Raw genomic sequence first — 25533 nt, forward strand, 5'->3', positions numbered from 1 at the left:
CATCTTGCTTGTATTTTTAACCTCTTATTACACGAGTAAACTCTATGTTTTCAAAGTTTAAATACCTTTATGTGGTGGGATTTATTTTACTGATCGCAGCGTGCGCGCCAAGCAACGACGAAAAGGCAGTAACCTTATCCCATGGCATCGATGAGTCTGCAGGCGGACTGGAAGCCTATATAGTCAATATTGCAAACGCCACCTTTTATCTTGAAAAACAAGGCGGCGGTCTATCCAGTATGTTGGATAACGATGGCGTAGATTGGATAGGCTTCCATAATGAAAAAGGCTCTGGTTGGAAGGGTGAGTATCGCGGCTTTCCCAATGCTATCCATAAACAAGACGGTAATTATTTTCATGCCATGAACGCGGGAACAGATCCAGCATCATCCGTTGTGGAAATTGAAAGTGATAAGCACGTTCGTATCACCTTTACCTCAGACAATGGCAAATGGCAGGGACAATGGGATTTTTACCCAGATCGCTGTGATTTCACGATGATACAAGTCAGCAACGGTTATCAATATTGGGTACAATATGAGGGCGTGCCCGGTGGAGAAATGGACAAAACGGATTTCTGGTTTAACTCTGTAGATAATCAGCAACACCAGATAGATGAATCTTTTATCGGTGACCTTCCCTCACCTGAATGGTTCGCTTTTGGTGATGTTAAAACATCCAGAATGCTTTACCTACTTAATCATCAGGATGATGAGCACCCTGATGATTATGTCAGCAGACCATACATGACCGTATTGGGATTTGGACGTCATGAAAAAGACAAATTTCTAACCACCCCACAGACCTTCTCCATAGGTTTTATAGAATCAACTGCCTACAACCAGGTTAATTCTAAAATAAAACAGATACTTGAGTAACTAAATAGTCATACAAGAATCTTGTCATAACCCTTTATAAGCGTGTATGGTTAAAAAACAAACATACTTATAAAGGGTAGCAGGATGCGAATTAACATTATTTTGAGCATGGCATTTACAGTACTAGTACTGACCGCATGTGCTGGACATAAAGTAAAAACAGAAGATCTAAACAAACCCAAAAACACCGCAATATCTTCCAATGTTGATGCCCATCAACAACTGCAACAAATATTCGACGACGAATGGCAATATTTCTTAGACACCTCTCCTGCGTATGCTAGTTACTTAGGGTTGGGCAATGATCAACAAAACAGTCGCTGGCAAGATATGAGTTTGTCTGCCATTAAAGCTGAAGATACCCACAACCGTAACGTCCTTAAAAAACTAACTACCATTGATTTAAAAGCGTTGTCGCCAAGTGAACAAACCAATTACCAATTATTTAAATGGCAGTTGGAAATGGCGATTGATGAGCATCAATTTAAATCCTACCTTATTCCCATTGACCAATCACAAGGCATCCAAACATTAGATGACATGGCCAATTTTATACCATTAGCGACTGTTGCTGATTACGAGAATTGGCTGACACGATTGACAAAAATACCCACCTTGATAAGTCAAAGTCAAAAACTAATGGAAGTGGGTATAAGTGAAGGCGTCATGCCTTCCCGGGATACCATGTTGCGGATCCCTGCACAAATTCAAAAACAACTTGTAGACGCTCCCGAAGAAAGTCTTTTTTATCAGCCTTTTGCGAATATCAGTGACACTATCTCGGTAGCAGAACAAAAGCGCTTACAGCAACAAGCCGCATCTGTTATTGGCGAAAAAATCATTCCTGCATTTTATGAGTTTAATCAGTTTTTTGTAAATAAATACTTACCCGCAACTCGCACCAGTCATGGCTTATGGGACACCCCCAATGGCAAAGCTGCGTACGAACAAAAAGTCCGCTACTTCACCACTACTGACCTTACGCCAGATGAAATCCATCAAATAGGCTTAGATGAGGTTGCTCGGAATCGTGCCGAGATGGATAAAGTCATAGAAGAAGTCGGCTTTGACGGAACCTTTGAAGAATTTATTACCTTTTTACGAACAGATCCTCAGTTCTATTATGAAACTCCAGAAGAATTGTTTGACGCATATCTTGCCATCAGCAAGCGCATTGACCCTGAGCTTGTGAAATTATTTGGCAAACTTCCCCGTATGCCCTATGGACTAAAAGCAATCCCAGATGCCGTGGCCCCAGACTCAACTACTGCATATTACAATACGCCTGCAGCTGATGGCTCCCGCGCCGGTTATTACTATGTGAACTTATATCAGCCTGAAACTCGCCCTAAATATGAAATGGAAGTATTGAGTGTTCATGAAGCGGTACCAGGTCACCATTTACAATTGGCGTTACAAATGGAATTAGATGATATGCCGAATTTTCGTCGTTTCTTAGGTTTCACCGTATTTGTAGAAGGATGGGGATTATATAGTGAACGCTTAGGATACGACTTGGGCTTGTACAAAGACCCATACTCGCGCTTTGGCCAATTAACCTACGATATGTGGCGGTCCATTCGTTTAGTGGTAGATACTGGAATCCATTATAAAGGTTGGACTCGACAACAAGCTATCGACTACTTCAAAGCCAATGCTGCCAAAAGTGAAGAAGATATCATTAATGAAATTGACCGCTATATATCTTGGCCTGGGCAAGCCCTTGCTTATAAAATTGGCCAATTGAAAATGCTTGAATTACGTGAACGAGCAAAGAGTAAACTAGGTGATAAATTTGATATCAAAGCATTTCACGATACCTTACTGGGCAGTGGCTCGATACCGTTATCGGTGTTAGAAGAGAATATCGACAATTGGATAGAGTCGGTAAAATCCTCCAAATAGCGATAAATATAGGCAAAATTCTGCAAACATCTTAAATAATGGAAATATCAACAAAACTCAAAACCCCGTTGTTGATATTTCTATAGTTACAAATTGAAACTTAAACCAGCAGCCCCTCGGTTACTTAAGGTCTTTCATTTTGACTGAATTAGTATCCAACAACATTCGATTTGTCAGAGGCTTTGTTTAGTCGCATAAATAACGCTCCACTTCAAAAATCCTAAGAAAATCCGCAGCGTCCATTCCACACAATCAATGCCTTTGTTAATCATTAATTTCGCTACTTTCGTCATCAATTGACGTTTAAGAATGAACTTCTAAGTAGTTTATTTCATTGGAGCTATCGATAAATGAATATTGACATTCTGTATTCATATGTTAATTTAATTAAATAAACCGGTTTAGTAAACCGGTTTATTTTTTACCTATACAATCAGATTGATAACCTTTTACGAGGCCGAAATGGGTATAACTAACGAATACACAGTGCTCACTCAGCTTCCAAACTACAAACTGGTTGGCTCCGTCATTGAAACAATTTATTTACAACATGCTAAGACATAGACAGTAAATTTGACACTACCAAGTTAATGGAGACCCCATGGAAACTAAGCTTAATAAAATCAGTGCAGTACTTAAAAATCGTAGAACAAATACCGCAGTTTACAGTGCCGCTATAGTTGCGATGTTGTCAGCACCTACTATTAGTGCACAGGAACAGCAAAGCAATGAAGATCTTGAAGTAATACAAGTCAGTGGAATACGCAGTGCATTAACTAGTGCACTATTGGAAAAGCGTGAATCGAATAACCTAGTTGAAGTTATTGAAGCGGTAGATATTGGTAAATTACCCGATCAAAACTTGGCAGAAGTGCTTGAGAATATTACCGGAATACAAATTACGCGCTCTGCAGGTGTGGGTACCGGCGTACAAATTCGAGGAACTAATGCCAACCGCACTGAAATAAATGGGGTTTCTACCGTAGGTTCTGGCGCGGGTAGAACGGGCATTAACTTTGAAGATGTGTCAGCTTCCATTATTGCCGGGGTCGAAGTCACAAAAGCCCCCGATGCAAAAACCATCGAAGGTTCTGTGGGCGGTACTATCAATCTTAGAACGATTCGTCCATTACAACTAAATGAAACCTTAGCTTCCGTTAGAGTCCAGGGGGAGTCAAGTAGCCTTTCGACCGACGGTGTTAAACCTAGGGTATCAGGAACCTATGGAGATAATTGGGAGTTTGATGCAGGAGAAATTGGCGTTGTAATAAGCGCTAGCTATGCTGAACAAGACGTCACTGCTTTTCGCCCACGTGTTGATCGAGACAACGTTGTGAGATCAGATGGCGGCACCGTTAACGCCCAAGAATTTGATTTTTTAGGTATTCAATTCCTTAACCAAGATTACGATAACCATGAATATGAAACGGTTAATTTAGCGGGCTCGCTTGAATGGGCTCCCAATTCTGACTTGAAGTTTTACTTTGATGCCATCATCAATGATCAAGAGCGTTACTCAGAAAGTGTTTCAGCACAAGCATCTGGGGTAAGTGACCTTATTGGAATATCAGTTCCTAGTGAATTTGAAACCGTTAACTTTGGTAGTTTAGATGGCCAGGAGCTAGGCAGTATTCAAGCCGCCTTAAAAGGGGTTATTCCCGTTGAAGATGGAGGTGCTGATCCAAACCTACGTTTTGCAGGTGATACCATATCAAGGGTCACCAAGAGTGAAATATTTAGGCTTGGCGGGGAATGGCAAGGTGAAAACCTTAAGGTCACCCTGGAGTTGGCATCGTCGAGCTCTGAAACCACCAACCCTCGAATTAACACCACACTTAACTTCATCAATCCCAACGCTGCCACTAACTCTTCAAATGAAAATGGTACGCCATTTATTTACGATTTAACGGGAGGTTCACTAGCCTTTGGTATTGCATTTGACGAACCTAATGCACCTAGTACCGCAGACTTACTCGATCCAGCTAACTATATGTTGCGTTCCGTAGATACGGCGCGCGATCTCACTGAAAACACCGAAGACGCCTTTCGTGCTGACTTTGTTTACGATTTAGACTGGTCTGTGCTTACCACCCTTGATTTTGGCTATCGCCATAGTAAAGCAACCAGTATGACTGACGAAGTTCGTGCAAACGTGAACTTAAGAAGTTATGACGATAGCCCAACAGGTGATCTTTTTGCAGAAATACTGACTACCGGTCCCGATAACTTTGGGGATGCAGATGGTCGAGATTTATTTGTAAAAGATTTTCTGATGGTAAACCCCGAGATGATAACGGCTGATCAAGATAACGTATTGCGGATACTCAATGATGCTGTTACTGCTCATGGAGGCTCAATTCCAGTCACTGCGCCTACTTCTGCGGTAAACGCATTCTTTGATATCGAAGAAACCACTGATGCAATTTACTTGCAAGCAAACTTTTCAACTGATTATATGCGCGGTAATTTTGGTGTGCGTTATTTAGAAACCGAAGTGGTATCAACAGGTAATTCAACGACCACAGACGCAAATGGCGAGCTGACTATTTCGCAAATTACCACCGTTGGTGATTATGATTTTTTATTACCTAGAATTAATCTTGTAGCAGACATAACAGACGATGTTGTGCTTCGTGCCGGTTGGGGAAAAGATATACGCCGTCCTGACTTTGATGATCTATCCACTTCGGTTACTTATTCTACTAGCCCTAACCCTGCCGTGACTGTAGGTAATCCTGGCTTGGTTCCTGAAGAAGTGACCTCTTTTGATATCTCGGCTGAATGGTATTTTGCACAGGCAAGTGTTGTAAGCATTGGTTACTTTCATAAAACACGTAAAGATTTGCACGTTGGACAACAAAACGACCCTTATGAAGATCCAGTAACTGGTTTCCGTGACATTATCGGCCCTGAATGTGAACAAGGTGGCATCTGGAACCCCATTGCAGATATCAATGTATTCGGTCCTGTTGGTGTAGGAGTGTGTGTTCCTTGGTCAACTACCATTAATGATACTGGCGAAACCACCCAAAAAGGTATTGAAATGGCAGTGCAATATGACCTCTCGGGCTTCGAAGACGAGTTAGGTTGGGCATCGGGATTTGGGGTTTTAGCTAATTACACAATTCAGAAATTCGAAGGTGGTGAAGCAATTGATAATGCCACAAGCCGCGCCAACGCAATTTTTGCAGCATCCACAGGGATAGAAGACATTGATGTTTCAGCAAAACAGTCATTGATCGATCTATCTGAAAATGCTTACAACTTTACCTTGTACTATGAAAAGTATGGTCTGTCTGCACGTATGCGTTATACGTGGCGTGAAGCCTACCGTTCAACGGATTTTGGAAGTACTTCAAGCTTTCCATGGGGATTCCCAGTGGTTCAAGAAGATAGAGGGCAGCTGAATGCCAGTGTGAGTTATGACCTAACTGAACAGCTAAACATTGGAATTGAAGCGGTGAACTTAACAGAGTCAGAAGTTGAACAGTCTTGTGTAAGTGAAGGGGCGCTATTGTGTTTCCAAGGTTTAACAGACCGTCGTATTACAGTGGGTGCTAGCTATCATTGGTAAGGCTTTCACCGAGCAAAATTAAGATATGGAGTTATCGAAATAAACGAAAAGGCATGTAACCAAACTTATTGAGTTATTTTGGACATTTTGTGGTTTGGAAAAACGGCAACTTGTCCTCAGTCTTTTTGATATGTGCCTAAACGCAATAAACTTTAACCACTTCGAATACAGCATAGCGGGAGATCACAGAATATGAAAATGAGTCTAATAATATTAACGACAATGATGTTGTGTGCGACTTTTACAGTTAAATCGCAAACAACCTACACCCTCACAGATAACGATGTGACAGTGGTCAATGGAATAATTACAGCAGCTACTTTAACTGGTGTAAAAGGGGACAATTATCGCGCGGAAATTATGATCCCCAAGATCCTTGATGGACAAAAAGTAACAGGGATTGGCAATAATGTCTTCCAAGGTAACGGCCTAACTCGGGTGGACTTTCCTGATGGGCTGACATCTATTGGTAAACTCGCGTTTCAGAATAATCGCATCAGTAAAATAGACTTACCCGATGGGCTCACCTCCATTGGCAGCGGTGCGTTTGAATTTAACAATATTGCCAGTGTGGATTTGCCTGAAGGGCTGACAACTATCGAACAAAGCGTTTTTGCTACAAATAGTATTATTAGTGTGACATGGCCAACTGAGCTAAAGTCTGTTAAAAGCAGTGCATTTCGCGACAACAGCCTCATCGTTGTGGACTTGCCCGCAAGTGTTACCTCCATTGGCGATTTTGCATTTCAAAATAACCGTATCACCACGTTGAACTTGCCCGCTGGCTTAACCACCATTGAAGAGAGTGCATTTAACGTTAACTTTCTAATCAGTGTAGATTTACCATCAGGGCTGATATCCATTGAAGATAGCGCATTTCGAGACAATCGATTAACCCATTTATCGTTACCTGCAGGGCTGAAATCCATCGGCCATAAAGCCTTTCTTGCTAACCGCCTTAGCCATGTAGATTTGCCTGCTGGACTGAAATTTATCGGTGAAGATGTGTTTAAGATTAACAGTGATTTATCCAGTTTTGTTTTACCCATGGGGTTAGGCAATGGTAATGCAGTAAAATGGCAAGCTAGCGATGGCAGCATGCTAAAAGCCGGTGATGTCATTCTACCTGCTAACTTTGCTAAAAGTTATACTGTCATTGCACCTTAGTTAAAACCCAAAATACATCAATAGGGGCGGGTCAGTTGAAAACACAGTCAAGCGTTCTAGCCCCTATACTTCCCCTACGGCACTCATTCCTTTGTTACCTTAACAGTTCGATAATCAATAACGACTTGTTAAACTCATCTTATCAGGCCCTTGCGTATTATCCATGGCTTAACCTTCCCCCTCTTCCAAAAAACAATACTAAGCATTGAAATAGTTCTCTAGCACAGAGATATTCAGTATCAACACAACAAGGAAGCACTCTGCACTGTAACGTCAATCATGACCCAGTGAGGATAGCTAATGACAAAGTTTTTGACAGCAAAGCCTCTGGTATTCAGAGTGCTAATTAAGACGAGGAGAAAATAAAAAAGCAAACCCGAAGGTTTGCTTTTATCAATTACTTAACTAACTCTCCGGTTTCGTTAGAAACCGATTGCCGCCATTGACGGCAATCCGAGTTAGGATTTACTTATCTTAGAAGCGGTAGCTAGCACCAAGAGTAATTCTGCGGTCTGTTAAACCTTGGTAACAAAGCAATGCACCTTCGTTGATACAACGTTGTTCAACTTCAGATTCAGTAATGTTCACAGCTTCAATACCAACGTTGAATTGTTCATTGATATCATAATTTATGCTAGCGTTAAGCTGTCCTCTGTCTTCTTGAACCACTGGGAATCCCCACGGTAAACTAGAAGTACTACCGAAGTCAGTTGAACGATACCCTTCACGCCATGTGTAACGCATACGAGCAGACAAACCGTACTTTTCATAGTACAAGGTAAAGTTATAAGAATTTTCAGACAAATCAAGTAACCCTTGTACTGCTGAAACATCGATATCCTCAACACCAGTCGTTAATGCAAACACTGTATTTGCACGGCTAGTTGCTGAATCTTCAGCTTCACCGCCTGAGAATTCTTGAATGGTATAGTTGAAAATCACACCGAAACCAGACGCCCAACCTAGGTCATCTTCGAAACCAGCCAAGTCGTATTGAACGGCAAATTCAATCCCTTTTTGCGTCGTTTCACCAGTGTCATTAATTTTCTGTGAAGTAGGTACACAAACCCCAGTACCAATTGGACCGAATACGTTGATATCAGCGATAGGGTTAAAGATACCACCCTGTTCACAAGGATCGGTAATATCACGGAAACCAGTTACTGGATCTTCATATGGGTCATCTTGTTGAGTCACGTGTAGGTCTGAACGTTTTTTGTGGAAAATGCCAAGACTTACCATACTCGCTTCAGCAAAATACCATTCTGCTGATAAGTCAAATGACGTCACTTCTTCTGGTGCTAAGCCTGGGTTACCAAGCTGAACCGCAGGGTTTGGACTAGTAGAGAAGGTAAAAGAGGTAGAAAGGTCATCGAAATCTGGACGGCGTATATCTTTACCCCAACCAGCACGTACTACAACATCATCGTGCACATCAGCTACAACGTTAATACGTGGTAATACAAAGTCATAATCACTTTCTGTTGTTACTGCTGTGACAACATCGTTTGTTACCGAGTTACCTCTTGAAGTGACGTCTGTTTTTAAATAACGCACACCGAAGTTACCGCGGAACATTTCATAGGAGAAGTTACCCTGTGCATACAATGCAGTTGTTTTCTCTTCAATGTCGAAGAAAGCAGCTGAACTTGATGTTGGAGAACTAATTGGACCACGAGTTGAACCGGTAATTGCATTATTAGCAACAATGGCGTCATTTAAGATATCCAATACACCGTCTGGGTCTGAAGCAACTCTTTCAGCATCAATAAGTAGGAAATCACGAACATAAAGTTCTCTACCATCCGCATCGTTAAAGTTAGTTGGACCAGGTACAAGCAATTCTGCAAACAAATCACCTGTAGGGCTATCAGCGAACTCGCGCAAACCTACACTAGTGGTAATTTCATCACGAAGACTGTTTACTTTGCTGTAACGGAAACCAACATCAACTGAGGTGACAACACCGTCTAGGTAATAAGTGAAATCCGTACGGAAAGCATCTTCACTATTTTCTGCAACGTTTTGACCAATTGCCACATCACGTAACACAACGTTAGCAGGGTCAAGTAACTGTTCTGAGGTAGGACCGTTTGCTTCACCAGTTGCAACACCAAAGGTAAGTGCATTGCCGGTCAAATCATAAATAAAGGGTGTACCATTTTCGTTAGAGTCATATAAATCTTCGTTACCATTTGCTTCATTTTCAAAGTGATTGGCAAGAAGTGCTTCAGCATCTAACGGAGAGTTAGGGTTGATAAAGTTCAAAGTAGTATTGAAGCTGGGAGTGGTTGTATCAGAGCTTGAAGAAGATAGCTCTGCACTGACTTTAAAGTTATCACCTGTCCATTCGCCACCAATTCGATAGATTTCACTTTTGGTTAAACGAGAGTTGGTATCACCGGAGAAACGTAGGTTACCGTCAGAACCATCTTCGTCAATTGGGATAACGCCGCGAACCGCCGCTTGGATACTGCCCAAGTCTTGACCGCCTAAGGAACCAAAATCAACGGTTTCAAACTCACTAGGTGCTGCAAGATCTTTAAGGCCACTAATACCTGATGCTTGAATTCTTGAGCTTTCTTGTCGACGTTCTTGGTCGTTGATAACCGCATCAAAGAACAACTTCAGCTCTTCTCTTGGCGCCCATTCGAACGTGGCCGCGATATTAGTAGATTCATATTCATAGTTATCATAATCTTGTACGAAGAATTGAATAGGAAGAAAGTCAAATTCTTGCGCACTTGCTGCACCGCTATCTGCAGCCACAGAGTTATCTCTGTCGGCACGAGGACGGAAAGCGGTAACATCTTGTTCTGCGTAGTTAAGACTGACTACAACACCAATCTCGCCGTTATCAGTATCCCAATTGTCACCGAAGGTGCCAGATAGTCGAGGTGTAAAAGTACTGTCGGTAGACAGACTACTATTTTCACCTTGCACTCGCACGGAAATTAGGGTGTCGTTTAATTGCAGTGGACGTATTGTTTTAAGGTTTACAGTACCACCCACAGATCCTTCAATTGTTTTAGCTTCAGGCGACTTAGTCACCTCAACACCAGCAATAATGCCAGCTGAAACGTCTTCAAAGCTAATACCACTTCGTCCCGCACCAGAACCCACAGTTGACACACCGTTAATTTCTGTTCGGTTAGAGTTTGTACCACGGATTTGAACACCTGTACCTACACCTGCGGTTCTGGTGATTTGAATACCAGTTACGTTTTCTAATACTTCCGCCAAGTTTTGGTCAGGTAACTTACCAATATCAACCGCTTCAATGACTTCAACGAGGTTATTAGATTCACGCTTTTCTGCTAAGGCACTAGTTAGTGAGCTGCGAATACCTGTTACTTGAATAACTTCGTAGTCGTCATCTGCATTTGCTTGAGCATCTTGTGCAAGAGCAGATGCGGACATATTTAGCGCGGTTGCTGAAAGCATCGCCAAAGTAATTTTCGATAATCTGTGTTGCATATATTGTTCCTGTGAGTTTTATGTGTGTTTTAACTTATTTATAACAATTGAGTGTCTTCTTATTGGAATATAGTTTAGATAAAAATTTACACAAACTTATTCGTTTACATCAAAAAGGCCCAAGACTTACAAATAATTTACGTAATACTTACAAGTAATTTCGTAAAGGTCAACCTTTTGGTAATAAATAATTTAACAAATATTTAAAGTATTGGTCTAACCAAAGGTGGAAATTTAGTTACCAAAGTTTAAAATATACTGATAATTCAACTTTTAATCTATATATAACAACGACTTGAATAACTTTAAAAGTGTACTTTTTAGTCATTAGCCTTTGTTGATGAAATGAATTTCATCCTGACTAATTGTGTTAAAAAGAATCGAAAAATGATTAAAAATCTGTAACCCAGCTAATATATTGGTTGACCAATTTACTATTATTGGATACTTTGATTTTCGATTTTCACAATCACGCAACTTGCTAAAATGGAAATAGACACACATTAAAATGTGTCAAGCATGCACATGACGGTTAGGCTAAGAAACTGTCAAAGGTGTAAATCTGAGTTAAATGGCCATGGGAATATTTTTATATCCATAATCATGATGGCGCTGCGGTGAAGGTGGGAAGTTTATTTTTATCCTAATTAGAGAATCTTAACATGCGTGAATCTTGGAGATGGTTTGGTCCCAACGACCCGGTAACCATAAATGACATTAGACAGACAGGTGCAACTGATGTTGTCAGTGCACTTCATAATATCCCTACCGGTGATGTTTGGACGATTGACGCCATTCGCCAATATCAAGCACTTATCGAAGACTGTGAAGAGGGTCTGACAGCGTTAAAATGGAGCGTAGTGGAAAGTATTCCCGTTCATGAAGATATCAAATTAAAGCGCCCAGGCCATCAAAAGTATATCGATAATTGGATTGAATCCATGGAAAATCTCGCCAAATGCGGGATAAAAACGATTTGCTACAACTTTATGCCCGTCATTGATTGGACTCGTACCGATCTCAAGTTTAAGCTTCCTAATGGTGCTTATGCTCTGCGTTTTGATCAGAAAAAATTTGCCGCTTTCGATCTGTTTATACTGCAACGTGAAAATGCGGAATCAGAATACAGTGCCGCTGAAATAGCTGAAGCCAAGCACATTTTTGAGAGCATGTCTGAAGCCGAAAAAGAGCAACTGACCAATAATATTATTGCCGGTCTGCCAGGCAAAATGACTGACGCTTATGGATTAGATGACTTTCGTAAAATGTTAGCCAACTATAAAGATGTCACCAGTGACACCTTACGTGAAAGTCTCTTTGCATTTTTATCCCAAGTGCTTCCTCGCGCCGAAGCTTTGGGCGTGAAACTGGCTATTCATCCCGATGATCCTCCTCGTGATATGCTAGGACTACCGCGCATTATATGTACAGCAGACGATCTCGATATTCTATTTAATGCGCTACCTAGTCCTGCTAATGGTATTACTCTATGCGTTGGCACCTATAGTAGTCGTCCAGACAACGATCTACCTGCGATGGCAAAACAGTTTGGACCTCGCATTCACTTTTCACACCTTCGCGGTGTGAGTCGAGACCCTGAAGAACAACGCACGTTTTACGAAGCCAGTCACCTCGATAGTGATATTGATATGATTCATGTGGTCAAGGAATTGTTATTAGAAGAAAAGCGTCGTCGCCAAACAGAAGCTAAGGATCAAGCTATATTTATCCGCCCCGATCATGGCCACCAAATGATGGATGACATCGATAAAACCGTTAATCCGGGATACTCAGGCATAGGTCGTCTCAAAGGGCTTGCTGAAGTTAGAGGGGTCATCAGAGCCCTTTCAGCTCAATTAGAAGAACCATCATCATGAAAGATATTATCAAGTTCTCAGCGAACCGAGTTTGGCGTACTTACCAAGGTGGAAAGTTACTCGATTTAATCGAAGGCAAAGCCACCCCCCAAGACTCAAGTTTTCCAGAAGATTGGATTGGTTCAACCGTAGAGGCCCGCAACATTGGCCGCGAAGATATCTCAGAAGGTTTAGCGACCGTTAATCTTGAAAATGGCGAGTCGGTAACTTTTCGCGATTTGCTAAACCAAGACCAGCAACATTTTTTAGGCTCCGTAGGCGACGCACCCCGCTCTTTAGATGATATTCCATTAGTAAAGTACTTGGACAGTGCAACGAGATTGCATTTCCAAGCGCACCCTACCCGCGAATTTGCGCAACAGCGATTAGGCTTTCCCCGCGGGAAAACGGAAGCATATGTGATTCTCGAGATCCGTGAAGATGTCACTGATCCCTATATTTACGCAGGCTTTCAAAGATCACCCAGTCGTGAACAGCTCAAAAAATGGATAGAAGAACAAGATATTGCTTCCATTGAAAAGTGTTTCGATCGCATACCTGTAAAACCAGGTGACGTATTTTTGCTGCCAGGCGGACGTCCCCATGCGTTAGGAGAAGGCATTTTGATGTTGGAGATCATGGAACCATCTGATTTAGCCGTCAGGTTTGAATTCGAACGTTGTGGGTATGTGATCCCTGAAAAAGCACGCTTTATGGATCGGGGCATCGAAACTGCGTTAGATGCGTTTAACTTCTCTCCTGTTCCACCAGAACAGATTGATGATGAATTTCGTTGCCTACCTGAAGTGTTAATTGACGACCACGCAGGGAATACACTAGAAGAACTCATTGGGCCTGACAAAACCCCTTGTTTTACCGTCCGACGCGCTATCGTGAATGGTAATTTTGAGCGAAAGCAAGATGCGTTTTTCATCGGCGTAGTGACCCAAGGCAGTGGTCTTTTGCGAGTTGGAGATGAAGTTACCCAGTTAAATCAGTGGGACCGCTTTTTCTGTCCAGCAAAGGTGGATGATTTCCAATACGAATCCGAATCGGGAATGACGGTTTTGGAATGCTATCCCGGCGGATAGTACCAATAAAAAACGGTTTCGCCTGTGACTCATTAACGAGTGAAGCCGTTACAATAACTTAGGTAGTTAAAATGCAAAATTCCTCGCAAAAATCCCTGAAACAAAAATTCGCTCAAGGCTTAGCTTTGTTTCTACCTGGTATTTTCTTACTCGGTTTCAATATTGGTACTGGCAGTGTAACCGCCATGGCCAAGGCCGGCGCAGACTATGGTATGTCTTTATTGTGGACCATAATCGCGTCTTGTTTATGTACCTTTTTCATGATCAACTTGTATGGTCGCTATACCCTGATTACAGGCGAAACCGCCCTGCAAGCCTTTAGAAAACACATTCATCCTGGCGTAGGCATCTTTTTCTTAGTCGCACTGACCTTTGGTGTATGCGGCAGTGTAATGGGTGTGATGGGAATAGTGGCTGATATTTGTTACGAGTGGTCAAAATCTGCTGTTGATGGTGGTATCTCCCCTATTTACTTTGCTGGTTTTTTTCTCAGCTTGGTATATTTCATTTTTTGGAATGGTAAAACCCAATTTTTTGAGCGCAGCTTGGCGGTAATTGTTGCCATTATGTCAGCTTGTTTTCTAATTAACTTTTTTATCATGATGCCACCTCCAATGGAGATTTTGAAAGGCTTAGTACCCAGTATTCCAGAAGTAACATCATCTACTGACAAGGGACCATTTTTAGTCATCGCGTCTATGATTGGCACCACAGTATTTTCCGGATTATTTATCATCCGTACTACTTTGGTAAAAGAAGCGGGCTGGACCTTGGCAGATTATAGCAAGCAACGAAATGATGCTATTTTCTCAGTGTTTCTAATGTTTATTATTAGTGCCTCCATAATGGCTGCAGCAGCCGGAACCTTGTATGTAGAAGGTATTGGTTTATCAAAAGCATCACAAATGATCAGCATTTTAGAGCCACTCGCGGGAGCTTTGGCCACTTCGATATTTGCCTTTGGATTAATTGCCGCAGGGGTATCTTCACAGTTTCCAAACATATTAATGTTACCTTGGCTATTGTGCGATTATACCGGCGCTAAACGGGATATGACTCTGCCTAAGTACCGTATTATGGTGTTTGCTATTTCTTTGTTAGGGTTAGTGGTACCGATTTTTGAAGCACGCCCAGTATTTGTGATGATAATCTCGCAGGCGTTTAACGCCGTAATCCTGCCTGTTACCGTAGCCTGTATCTTCTATTTAGGTAATCGCAAAGATTTGATGAAAGAACACGCAAACAGCGCGTTCGCTAACATTGTTTTAGGCGCAATATTGTTGTTCTCTATTTTCACTTCAGCAGTGGGGATTAAAGGTGTTTGGCAATTAGTGGTTGCCTAGATAAATCATACTCTTGGGCAGGTCAGTGAATAGTCGGAGCCCTTCACTGACCTGCGGATAAATTCTGTTTGTTACCTTTCTCTTTTACACCCTAGCGTCAACAGTTTCCTCTCCAATAGAAAGAAATTCACAGTGCAATTTTCTGTCAGGTCAACGATTCGATATCCCCAGCTAAGGAAAAGTAAGTGGCCCCAAGCTGGTAAAAATTGCCGCGCATCTTCCTCAATGGGTTGCTTGGCTAGACATTTAATAGCTTCCCATTGCGCCCGCTTAGGGCGCTTTTTTAAATAGATAGGTAAAATAAGCACACTGGGTAATTGTCTAGCCGCATCATCCTCCACTCCCTGATTAATTTAAGTCCTCTAATATCTGCATTTCAACGTAAACTAATGTTAACCGCATAGGTTTTTATCTAGGATGAAGACGAAAGCTTGTAGACTAACGTTATCTGCGTCTCTAAGCATAGTGCTGTAGTTAAGCGTCATTCAAACTAACCGTTACAATAAAGGCAGCTAAAATGATTCAATCATATTTACCGACAACCAACTTGGCTTTAAAGACACTTGGGTTCAGCTTGTTTTCACTTTTTTGTGGTGTGTCCGAGGCCCTACCAACAAAGAATGAAAAGGTTACTCATAATAGCTTGGTCTCTGTAGAGCGTTATCCGGCAACGAATCCAACTCATAAAGTTCCACAATTTAGTGTGGATGCAAGCTGGCCGACTATGCCTGCGACTTGGTTAATGGGGCAAGTTCCTGGTTTAGCCGTAGATAAACAAAATAATGTGTGGGTTTTGCACCGCCCCAACTCCCTCAGCGGCTTAGATCTTGGATTAACCAACAACACTGGCTTATGTTGTGAAGCTGCACCGCACGTCATGCAATTTTCCCAAGCTGGAGAGCTGCTCGAAGCATGGGGCGGTCCAGAGTTAGCGCCCAGCCTAGCAGGTACTAACCAGTGGCCGGCGACTGTGCATGGCCTCTATGTCGATGACGATAATACGGTTTGGCTAGGAGGAAACGGTAATGACGACCATGTAGTATTGAATTTTACAACTAAAGGAAAGTTCATTCGTCAGTATGGCCAGCGGGGTAAAACCGATGGTAATTTGAGCCAAGATGCGTTGGGTAATCCGGCGGATATTTTCCACAACATTCTAAACAATCAGGTTTTTATCGCCGACGGATACATTAATAAACGCATTACTGCGTTTGATACCAAAGACAACCGTTTTGACCAACTATGGGGAGCCTACGGCGGTGAGCCAGGCGGTGGCACAAGACAAGGTGCATTTGACGTTTCCCAGGCTACTAGTAACAGCGAAAATACCAGTACTGAGGCCCAGAGTTTTGGTGACATCGTGCATTGCGTAACTCAATCCAAAGACGGACGTATATATGTCTGTGACCGCCGAAACAATCGTATTCAGGTATTCAAAGCCAACCAAGATGGCAAAGTGCAGTTCGTACAAGATGTAATTGTTGCCGGTGATACAGGCGGCTTAGGAACCGCATCAGATATCGACTTCTCTCCTGATAATAAATACATGTACGTTGCCGATATGATGAACGGTCGTATTTGGATTTTATGGCACGATACCTATGAAGTACTTGGTAGTTTTGGTCGCCCTGGTCGCTACCCCGGACAATTTACTTGGCTTCACAGCGTTGTGGTAGACGGCGACGGGAATTTATATACCTCAGAAGTGAGCTCTGGCAGACGGGTTCAGAAGTTCGTCCTAACGGGCTTTGATGGGAAATAGATAAGTGTTGGGCATGGAAGCGTGGCGCTTTCAATATTATCAGGCTTGCAAAATCGGCTAAGTTGCAAGCCTGATCTACTGTTCGCTCTTAGATTTTTAAAGTTAATTAGCTTCTAGCGTCAGAGAAACGCCACTTTCATCACTGGCTAAATGTTGACGGCTGTTAAGAAGAAACAATCGATTGGGGTCGATATTTCCTTGGGTGGTCAAAAATAATTTAACAGCTTTGGCTCTCTCTGCGGCTAAGTTTGCCAACTCACGTCTTGAAATATCAATAGAGCTTCTGACTTGGTTATACATCGCAATCAGAAGTGCTTGCTCTAATTGCTGTTCTGGGATCACTTTTTCGCTATCACCCTCTTGAAGTATTCCTTTTACAACTTCGCGTTCTTGCTCAACCAGTTTATTGGTAGTTGAAGTAAATAAACGAGTTAAGGCGTCAGTGAGTGGCCCTGACAGAGGCACAGTGCTTGGACCAAAGTCATCCGGCAATGAGGTTTCGCCCGACAGCTGGAGCAATTGTTGTTGTAGTTTCTGTTCTGCCAATTCATAGGCATCCGTGACTTCATCCACTGTACCTTCGATGTCGACTCTGAGTCCGGGACGTTTTGCCAAAGCCGCAGCTAAAGTACTAAGCGTTTGTGAAGCGGTTTCGTCCAATTCCGCCACCCCATCAGCAAAGGCGACTTTGTTGAGTTCATCTTCACTCCCCACTAAATTGGCTAATAAAGAAAATGGTGCGGTTACCGCTTTGGTGATGATATTTCCCAGGGCTTTGAATATGATTGAGCCAAAACCAAAGCTCGGATTGTTCAAGTCTCCTGAGACTTCCATTCCCAAATCAATAACACCATTAGAGTCTTGCAATAATGCAATGGCCAAGGATAAGGGCAGACTCACCGCTTGCTCGGATTGAGTTTTACGCCCTAAAGTGAGTTGGTCGATCACGATTTGGTTATCCCCAACCAACTGGTTATTTTCAAGTAGATAATTCACATTGATTGACAGTAGTCCTTTATCAATAAAATGTCCCATATAGGTACCCGAATAAGGGTTAACTGATGTTAGTTCAGCGCCATCAACGGTAAAATTCAAATCCAAAAACATTTGTTCGATGAGCGGGTTAACTTCCCCTTTGAGGAGCACAGGTGCGTAACCGTCTATTTTCCCCGCTAAGTTAACTTTCGCTGCGCTCTGTGGTGAAGAAGAAAGTGATGCAATATTTCCGTTTAGCTGTTCAATACCGGAGGCGAAAGGCGCTTTTAAAGAGTTATCTTCGAAATAAGCACGACCATCATTGATACTAATATCATCAATAATAATAACCATGGGCGAGGTTGCAGCTTGTGCATTTTCAACACTTTGTTGTTGCGCTGACGCCAAAGAAGCACTCGGTGACGAAGGTGAACCATCTTCTAAGTCTAGTGTTGAATCTGGGGTAGATGACGAATTCTGAACAAGAATATTTCCGATATTCGTTTGTTTATCTTGATAAATAATAAATTTGCTAAAGGGTTTATCGAACCTGACAGTTTTTACTGACAGTTGATTTCCCGCAGACTGATATTGAATACCTTGAATATTCATATCTTGCCAATTGACTAGGGGTTGTTGGTGCAGTCCATCAATCACACTCAGGTTAGCGATATTGGCTTCCCCCGCAATGCTAATTGCATTGCTTGTACCGCCGTCGAATGTACCTGAGACACTAGCTAAACCATCGTCGATAGTGGCATTTACATAAGGAAGCAAATAAGATTGAAGTTGGGTTAACGCAAACTCTTCAATCTTAAAAGAACCAGTAACCTGCTCAGTGGCTACGCTGACCTCTCCGTCACTGCTAAAGTGGCCAGATGCCGATATGGGCTGGGCACTAACGTCACCACCTAGTGCTAGTGCTAACTTGTATTCAATGGGGGTTTCAAAGGCTGTATCTATAACACCGGTAGCGAGATTTAAATCAAGAACTTGCCAATACATGCCATCGGAAACCATTGATTCTTTAAGCTCAATAGTCCCCTTGTTTAAAGCAAAAGATTGTAAAATCACGCGCCAATTAGACTCATCAGCTTGGCTTTTTGGTGAATTCACCTGGGGCCCAGTTGGAGACGGAACTTGGGTTGACGTTGCCGCTTTGATGGGCGTAAATAACCCTTGTAAATCTAAACCTTGTTTATCAAAGTTGGCGTCAATCCATGGCTGATCAATCGTAACTTCAGCCAAGTTAATTTGTTCTGAATCCGTGTCCAAACTGAGCTGCTTTATATCGATTGCGGCTACTTTTATGCGTGGTTCATTACTAGCGGATATGGCCAAATTGGATAACGATAATTGGGTATTATCGGCCCGAAAGCGCATTCCACTTTGCTCTTCTGACAGATGATAATCAGCATAAAACCCAAGCAAACCATCAGTTAATTTAGCTTCGATGAGGTCATTTGATAACGGCCACAAGGGGGCTAGAGCGATATCTGAAAGGGCAATATTGCCCTTAATTTCAAACGGCGCTAATTGCATTTGCCCGGTAAAATCAATGGATCCGCCTTCTGCGGTTTCGATGTGCACATCATAATGATTGTCGTCGGTTACCGGGTCTTGTTGCTGAATGACCTTAGAAATCGCCCCTTGGGTATCGAATTCCGTTAGTTCAAAGGCTAAATTAGGTAATGCAATATTGGTACTGGAAACCTCATCCGATAGCAGTATCTGTCCGCCCTCCAGAGTGAAATAATTCACTCGAAAATGGGCAATACCGGCCTCTTCTGTGGCAGCTTCTTGCTGACCATTTTCTGCTTGTAAAGTATCGAGAATATCGGAAAAGTTAAACTCGGTATGTTCTTTTTCTGAAAGCCTCGCTAAGTGCAAGTATGGCTGTTTAATTGACAGACTTTCTAACGTTGGCGTGAAATTTATCAAGGTTTGCCAGAAGCTCGCATCCACTTCTAATTGCGAAACGTTAACAAAGCGTTCGTCCCTTTTATTCTCCTCAATAACGAAATTGGCAACACGAATACGCAATAAAAATGGGTTTATGCTGATTTTTTCGATAGTGACATCCCGTTGTAGCTTGTCACTTAATATTTTCGGAAGCTGGGATTGTAGTATCAATGGCGTCAACAACCCCAGAATTAAGGCATAAATGAAATATGCGCTAAGCAAGTAAGTGGTGTATCGCAACCACCCGGGCTGTTTACGAAAGGCTAAAGATAAATTTCTAGGAGTCATAATATGGGTTTTGTATCGTTGGCAAAGGGTAACAAAGGGCCAGAACTAAATAGGCCGCCAGATCGTAAGAAACAGGGTAACACTTAAAACTAGCGTGTTACCCGTATTCACAAATTAAAGGGCTGTTGCTAAGTTACCTAAACCCGATTGCAACAGGGAAAGCGTATCTTTATCTTCACTAAAGAAGCTATTAATTTGGCTAATAAAGCTAGTGATCATCTCAGTATCTAAACCCAGAGCGTCAAATTGTTGTTTTAATTCATTAATAGTACTTAAAGACGAGCTGTATTCTGAGGCTTTGCTAAGTAAGCCGGATACAGAAGCGCTATCAGTAGATGCGTCCGAAGTAAGCGCTGGTACATTGTCTAACAGAGAATCTAAACCTGGGATAGTTTGCGCAAGTTCAGTGTAATTTGTATCAGAAAGATTATCTTTAGCGTAATCAAAGATCGAAGCCAAGCCACCTTCCGATTGCGCTTCAGATACGTCTAAATTTTCTGAAACCATGGTTACTAAACTGGCGATATCAAAAGATTGCGTGTCTTCGTTAGTATCTGTTCCTTGTGCATCCGTCACCTGTGAGCTAGATGATGAACTGCCAAGTAATCCCTGCAATTTATTGAGCGTGTCGTCGGCGGCAAGTACATTTCCAGAAAAGACAAATGTAGAGATAAGTAGAGCGGATAAAATTTTCATTTATATTCCTTCAAATCAGAGTCACGCTAGACAAGGCAAAAATTAATAACCTACGGGCCTTAAGTACCTAAATGGCAAAACGTGAGTTCAAATGTAGTGGTTGGTGGATTTTTCGCGCAGAATTTTACCAGTTATCGTTTGAAAATACCTGATTTGAAGTGTAAAGATTGTCTTTACAAAAGGGCGTTACTGACTGCCTACTGACATTGCCAATTGCAGCTTAAAGGCTAATTAGCTAAGACAATCACACCATCATGATTGCCAAAGCTGAAGAGTTAAGCCGTGAGTTTAGGTTGTTCCCCCAACTTACCTAAGCGCCATATTGCTGCTGTCGAATGATCTTTTGCAACTCAGAGATATTATGTTTGATATCCCTTCGATTAGGATTCAATTTTATCACCTGCTGTAACAGCCCTACAGCTTGTTGAAATTGACGCTGTTCAATTTGCATTTGCGCATGAGCCAGTAATGCTTGCTGCTGAACTTGCGGTAAGGAGCTGGCTCGCACAAAGTAATTTTCTGCCTGCTGATACTTATTTTGACTTTGATAGAGCTTAGCAATCCCAAGCAATGCTTCGGGCAACAGGGGATCATGTTTGATGGCTTGAGAAAAATACTTGAGTGCTCGCTTATTTGCGTTTCGCGCAACCGCGATTTGACCGCGATACAAATTAAGTAGCCCTTGAAAATCCACAGGTACTTCAACACGAGTCGCCGCGCTAAGTAAAGAATCAACAGATGCATAACGTTGTTGGTTCAATAGCCAAGGAAGCACTTGTTTTAATGTTGCCCAATATTCTGCAGATTCTACCACCTCATCGTTTCCTAAACTTAGTTTCAACAACTCAATAGCGCGTGGAATACTGCCGTGTTGAACATGTAACTTGGCTGCTAATAGGCTATTGCTTAAATCTTGGGGAGACAATTGTAACGCCACTTCTAAACTGCTTAGGGCTTGTTCGGGGTGTTCACGTTGCAAGGCAATTTGACTTCGCAACAACCAAAGTTCGTGAGGGTTTTCGTGTTGACCTTGTTCTATCATGTCTTCTACTAGACGCTGTGCTGAGTCAAAATTGTGACTGTTGAGCCAAGCGTAAAGCAAACCTTGTTGCCATTGCAGATTATCAGGTTGTAAATACAGAGCTTGTTGATAACCTGCAATCGCTGCCGCTGGCCGTTGACTATTTAAATTGAGATAAGCTAATTGGCCATACAGTTGCGCGTCGGCCACCCCTAATTCAATACTGCGGCTTAAGTGTTCTCTGGCCTTGCTATAATTTTTATTTAGCATGTAAAGCATACTCATGCTGCGGTGAGCTAACGCCAAGTTAGGCATCTGTTGCAAGGCAGATTTTAACGCGTTTTCAGCTTCATCATAACGTTTTAAGCTCAACATCACTTGCCCCCGCAGTTGTTGCAAAGCCGCACTGTCGTTTGCCAATGGCCGTTGCTCAAAAGCTGTTGCTACAGCTTCAAATTCTTGTTTAGATAACAAGGGTTGAATCTCGCGAGCAAAACGTTTTTCCTGAGGGGGTAATTGTGCGCTGATGGGACTCACCGGTGCACTTTCTAATAAAAATTGCCAATTAGGTTCAGCTAATGCAACCTCCACATTAGCAAAAACCTGTGTGCTCGATAACAGCAACAGTAAGCCAGCAAATACAGAATCTACCGCAGTTTTAAACCGCGTAGCTGGAATACATAAGTTAGGGAATAATTTAATCTTCATATATTAGTTAAACACTTATTTCTATTGGCCAAATGAAACGAGCTCGGGCAGGTTCGTTGTCTTTTTGTGGCGGGCTAAATCGGCTTTTTCTGACCAATTTACGTATTTCTTGATTAAGTTCAGGATAGGAATTGCTGGCCACATTGATTAAGGTAACCTTGCCCTCTTCATCAATCATTACATCTAATTTTACCAAGGTTTTGGTGACTCCCCGACGTTGCAGACTTTTAGGAAAATCGACAACCAGTGGGGTGAGTAAAGTGGGTACAGCATCCAATGACTCTATACCCACTGCATCCCAATCAACCTCTAATGACTGCCATTGGGTGTTGAGGGGATCAATATTGATTTCTTGGGGTTTGAGTAAATCGATAGACTTCACATCAAATTCAATAACCGGCAAAGTTGCGCCCTCCCCCTGCACGTTTAATTGCACATCGGTTTGGCTGACTTCATGGGTTTGCTGAGGAGGCGGCGGTGGAGGTGGTGGCGGTAAATCAACAGTTGAGACGGTTCTTACAACCAAGGTTTCGTCGGTTTGGGTTTTCAACCAGTCACTCATCCACATAATTAACAAAGCCATGCTAAGCATTGCAATGCTGATTAACAATGATAAAGCGCGCCCACGCAGGTAATTATACAGGACAGTCATGATTTTAACGCCGCGATGTTCACCGTTGTCGAGCCCGCCAACTTAGCTTCGTCAATAACTTCAAGCAACAGTTGAGTTGGCACATTTTTATCTGCTTGGATAACCACAGGTTTTGGATCATATTGCTGCAACTGCTCTAACGTACTGCGCACACCAACAACCCCAATTTGGCTGCCGTCATAAAACACGTCACCTGCGTCAGTGATTGCCAACAATATTACGGTTTTATCTAATTGTGAGGCTGAAATGGCTTGGGGTTTATCCACTTCCACACCGGTTTCTCGCACAAAAACCGTAGTGACAATAAAAAATATCAGTAAAATAAAAACCACATCTAGCAAGGGTGACATATCAATGCTGTGGTCATTTTGTTGTTCTATGCGTTGCTGTAATCGGGAAGCCATTGCTTATTCACTCCTAACAGAAACATAAGCTTGCTGTCTTGCTATTCGATTACGAACGTTACCTTGTAAGATCCAAGCGGGAATTGCACAGACTAACCCTAACTGAGTGGTTAACAATGCTTTGCCAATACCATCGCTCAATAGCGTACTGCTTGCCCCATCTGAAGCGATACCAGCGAAACACTCTAGTAATCCCATAATGGTTCCTAACAATCCCATTAAGGGTAATGCACCAATTAACACGGCTGTAAATTCACTGCTCAGGTTATTTTGTGTGCTGCCATTGTCATTTTTATCCAAGCGAGTATCAGCAACAGCTTTGTTTGAGCTGCGGCCGTTGCTTCTACTAAATAAATACTGTTGCCACAATTCTTGATAACAATATATCGCCAGCAACAGTATCGCCCAGCACACCCAGCTGTGACTTATCTGTGAGATCATGCCGCCTCCTGTTTCAGTTCGCTCAGCGGCTCATCTGCCGGCTGACTGAGTAATACCGCAAAGTTTTCAAGCTCATGATAATAAGATTTAGCCCGCTTTGATAAAATAGCATTTAAAATCAAAGCCGGAATGGCAACTACCAGTCCAAGTTCGGTAGTGATCAAGGCTTGAGCAATGCCCCCAGACACCACTTCAGGATCACCACTGCCAAATAAGGTCATCATTTTAAATGTTTCAATCATGCCACTCACCGTACCCAAGAGTCCTAATAAAGGCGCAACAGATGCGGTAATACCAATCACTAACAACCAACGTTCTAACCAGTATTTATCTTGCTGTAACTGCACAAACAATTGGTCATCCCGCACTCTGTCATTTTTAGCTTGTAACGCGATATCAAACATCACCTTTTGTTGACCTTTAATAGTGGCAACTACTTTGTCACTTGGAGTGGATAATTGGCTTTGTAGGTAGGCCGGGGTAAAACGCTGCAACTTAGGTAAGCGCGCTAATTGAACCGATTTATAGATTGCGATAACTAAGGCCAAAACGGCAAAGGTAAGAATAGGGATAACCCACACGCCACCTTTTACAACATGTTGCCAGGCAGTCTGTTGATGTTGCTCACGGGCAACCGCACGATTCACGGTTGGATCAAAAAACAGCTCTCCGCGCCCTTCAGTTTGAATATCCTTTAGGCCAGAACTGGCGCTACCATCGAGTAATAAGGTTGCATGCAATTGGCCATTTTCTCGAGACGCTAACCCTGCTTGTTGCAACTCCTCATGCCAAAACCAATTTAGAGGACCTAGTGATAAAGTGGGTAACTGCTCAACTTTTCCATTACTCATCACAATGGATTGAGGTTGCCATTTGGGTGACAGTTTAGCTTGCAATTCTTGACTGAAGTTTTGTATCAACTGCATTTTCTCTGCAGTAGCTAATCCAGCAGGTTGATTATGCAGTTGTTGCTGGTGTAAAAAACGATTTAATAGGTTTTGTTGATATCGTTGTTGTTCTCGCCAATCTTTAATACGTGATTCAAGCTGATTCAAACTCAATGTTTTTTCATCACTCAGCCGTCTAGCCGCAGCGGTTTTCTGCTGTAGATTTTGCACTTCTTCTTCAAGTTTATTTAACTTTTCGAGTAAATTACGCTTCTGGGAAGCAATTTTTTTCTGACTGGAGTTCAATCGATTCTGGGCGTCACTTAACTTAGTTACTAACCCCTTATCGACAGCCTCATTTGCTAGAACGATGTTTTGTAGTCCTAATAAGATCAATACACTTAGTGTGATAATTAAGGAACGAAAATAATGAGTAAATGACATGG

The 25533-nt window shown here is 42.3% G+C and carries 16 protein-coding genes; 8 read left to right on the forward strand and 8 right to left on the reverse strand.

Annotation, left to right across the window (positions count from 1 at the left end; all coding sequences use genetic code 11):
* Positions 1-44: 44 nt before the first annotated feature.
* From Q4574_RS12985 to Q4574_RS13000, 4 genes are all read left to right on the forward strand, one after another.
* Positions 45-878, forward strand: coding sequence for a hypothetical protein (locus Q4574_RS12985; RefSeq protein ID WP_303474567.1), 834 nt, complete (start codon positions 45-47; stop codon positions 876-878).
* 84 nt (positions 879-962) lie between these two features.
* Entirely contained in the window at positions 963-2783 is a 1821-nt protein-coding gene (locus Q4574_RS12990; protein ID WP_303474568.1) for a DUF885 family protein, read from the forward strand.
* A gap of 601 nt (positions 2784-3384) precedes the next feature.
* A complete protein-coding gene (locus Q4574_RS12995) occupies positions 3385-6357 on the forward strand; it encodes a TonB-dependent receptor (protein ID WP_303474569.1) in 2973 nt (990 codons plus the stop codon).
* Between the two features lie 192 nt (positions 6358-6549).
* Positions 6550-7524, forward strand: a complete 975-nt coding sequence (locus Q4574_RS13000) for a leucine-rich repeat domain-containing protein (RefSeq protein ID WP_303474570.1) — start codon at positions 6550-6552, stop codon at positions 7522-7524.
* 474 nt (positions 7525-7998) lie between these two features.
* Here the strand turns inward: Q4574_RS13000 and Q4574_RS13005 are convergent, their stop codons facing one another.
* Positions 7999-11001 (reverse strand): TonB-dependent receptor, encoded by a 3003-nt coding sequence (locus tag Q4574_RS13005; protein ID WP_303474571.1) that lies wholly within the window; start codon positions 10999-11001, stop codon positions 7999-8001.
* 662 nt (positions 11002-11663) lie between these two features.
* On the opposite strand from Q4574_RS13005, the gene uxuA reads away from it, so the two are divergent.
* The 4 genes from uxuA to Q4574_RS13025 all read left to right on the forward strand — a co-directional run bounded on the left by uxuA (position 11664) and on the right by Q4574_RS13025 (position 17053).
* Entirely contained in the window at positions 11664-12878 is a 1215-nt protein-coding gene (uxuA, locus tag Q4574_RS13010; protein WP_303474572.1) for a mannonate dehydratase, read from the forward strand.
* Positions 12875-13948 carry a class I mannose-6-phosphate isomerase gene (locus Q4574_RS13015; protein ID WP_303474573.1) on the forward strand — a complete coding sequence of 358 codons (1074 nt, stop codon included), beginning with the start codon at positions 12875-12877 and terminating at the stop codon, positions 13946-13948. The genes uxuA and Q4574_RS13015 overlap by 4 nt, the downstream gene beginning before the upstream one ends.
* Before the next feature lie 71 nt (positions 13949-14019).
* Complete coding sequence (locus tag Q4574_RS13020) at positions 14020-15291, forward strand: Nramp family divalent metal transporter (protein WP_303474574.1); 1272 nt, start codon at positions 14020-14022, stop codon at positions 15289-15291.
* Between the two features lie 517 nt (positions 15292-15808).
* Complete coding sequence (locus Q4574_RS13025; protein WP_303474575.1) at positions 15809-17053, forward strand: beta-propeller fold lactonase family protein; 1245 nt, start codon at positions 15809-15811, stop codon at positions 17051-17053.
* A 102-nt stretch (positions 17054-17155) separates the two neighbouring features.
* On the opposite strand, the gene Q4574_RS13030 is transcribed toward Q4574_RS13025, so the two are convergent.
* From Q4574_RS13030 to Q4574_RS13060, 7 genes are all read right to left on the reverse strand, one after another.
* Entirely contained in the window at positions 17156-20278 is a 3123-nt protein-coding gene (locus tag Q4574_RS13030; RefSeq protein ID WP_303474576.1) for a DUF748 domain-containing protein, read from the reverse strand.
* Between the two features lie 114 nt (positions 20279-20392).
* Positions 20393-20974, reverse strand: a complete 582-nt coding sequence (locus Q4574_RS13035) for a DUF2780 domain-containing protein (RefSeq protein ID WP_303474577.1) — start codon at positions 20972-20974, stop codon at positions 20393-20395.
* A gap of 310 nt (positions 20975-21284) precedes the next feature.
* Positions 21285-22703 (reverse strand): tetratricopeptide repeat protein, encoded by a 1419-nt coding sequence (locus Q4574_RS13040; RefSeq protein ID WP_303474578.1) that lies wholly within the window; start codon positions 22701-22703, stop codon positions 21285-21287.
* A gap of 7 nt (positions 22704-22710) precedes the next feature.
* Complete coding sequence (locus Q4574_RS13045) at positions 22711-23355, reverse strand: energy transducer TonB (protein WP_303474579.1); 645 nt, start codon at positions 23353-23355, stop codon at positions 22711-22713.
* Positions 23352-23759 carry a biopolymer transporter ExbD gene (locus tag Q4574_RS13050; protein WP_303474580.1) on the reverse strand — a complete coding sequence of 136 codons (408 nt, stop codon included), beginning with the start codon at positions 23757-23759 and terminating at the stop codon, positions 23352-23354. The genes Q4574_RS13045 and Q4574_RS13050 overlap by 4 nt, the downstream gene beginning before the upstream one ends.
* A 3-nt stretch (positions 23760-23762) precedes the next feature.
* Positions 23763-24200, reverse strand: coding sequence for a MotA/TolQ/ExbB proton channel family protein (locus Q4574_RS13055; RefSeq protein ID WP_303474581.1), 438 nt, complete (start codon positions 24198-24200; stop codon positions 23763-23765).
* On the reverse strand, positions 24197-25531 hold the full coding sequence (locus Q4574_RS13060) for a MotA/TolQ/ExbB proton channel family protein (protein ID WP_303474582.1): 1335 nt from the start codon (positions 25529-25531) through the stop codon (positions 24197-24199). The genes Q4574_RS13055 and Q4574_RS13060 overlap by 4 nt, the downstream gene beginning before the upstream one ends.
* Between the last annotated feature and the right edge of the window lie 2 nt (positions 25532-25533).

It is taken from the genome of Aliiglaciecola sp. 3_MG-2023, assembly GCF_030548205.1.
In the GTDB taxonomy this organism is placed as follows: Bacteria; Pseudomonadota; Gammaproteobacteria; order Enterobacterales; family Alteromonadaceae; genus Aliiglaciecola.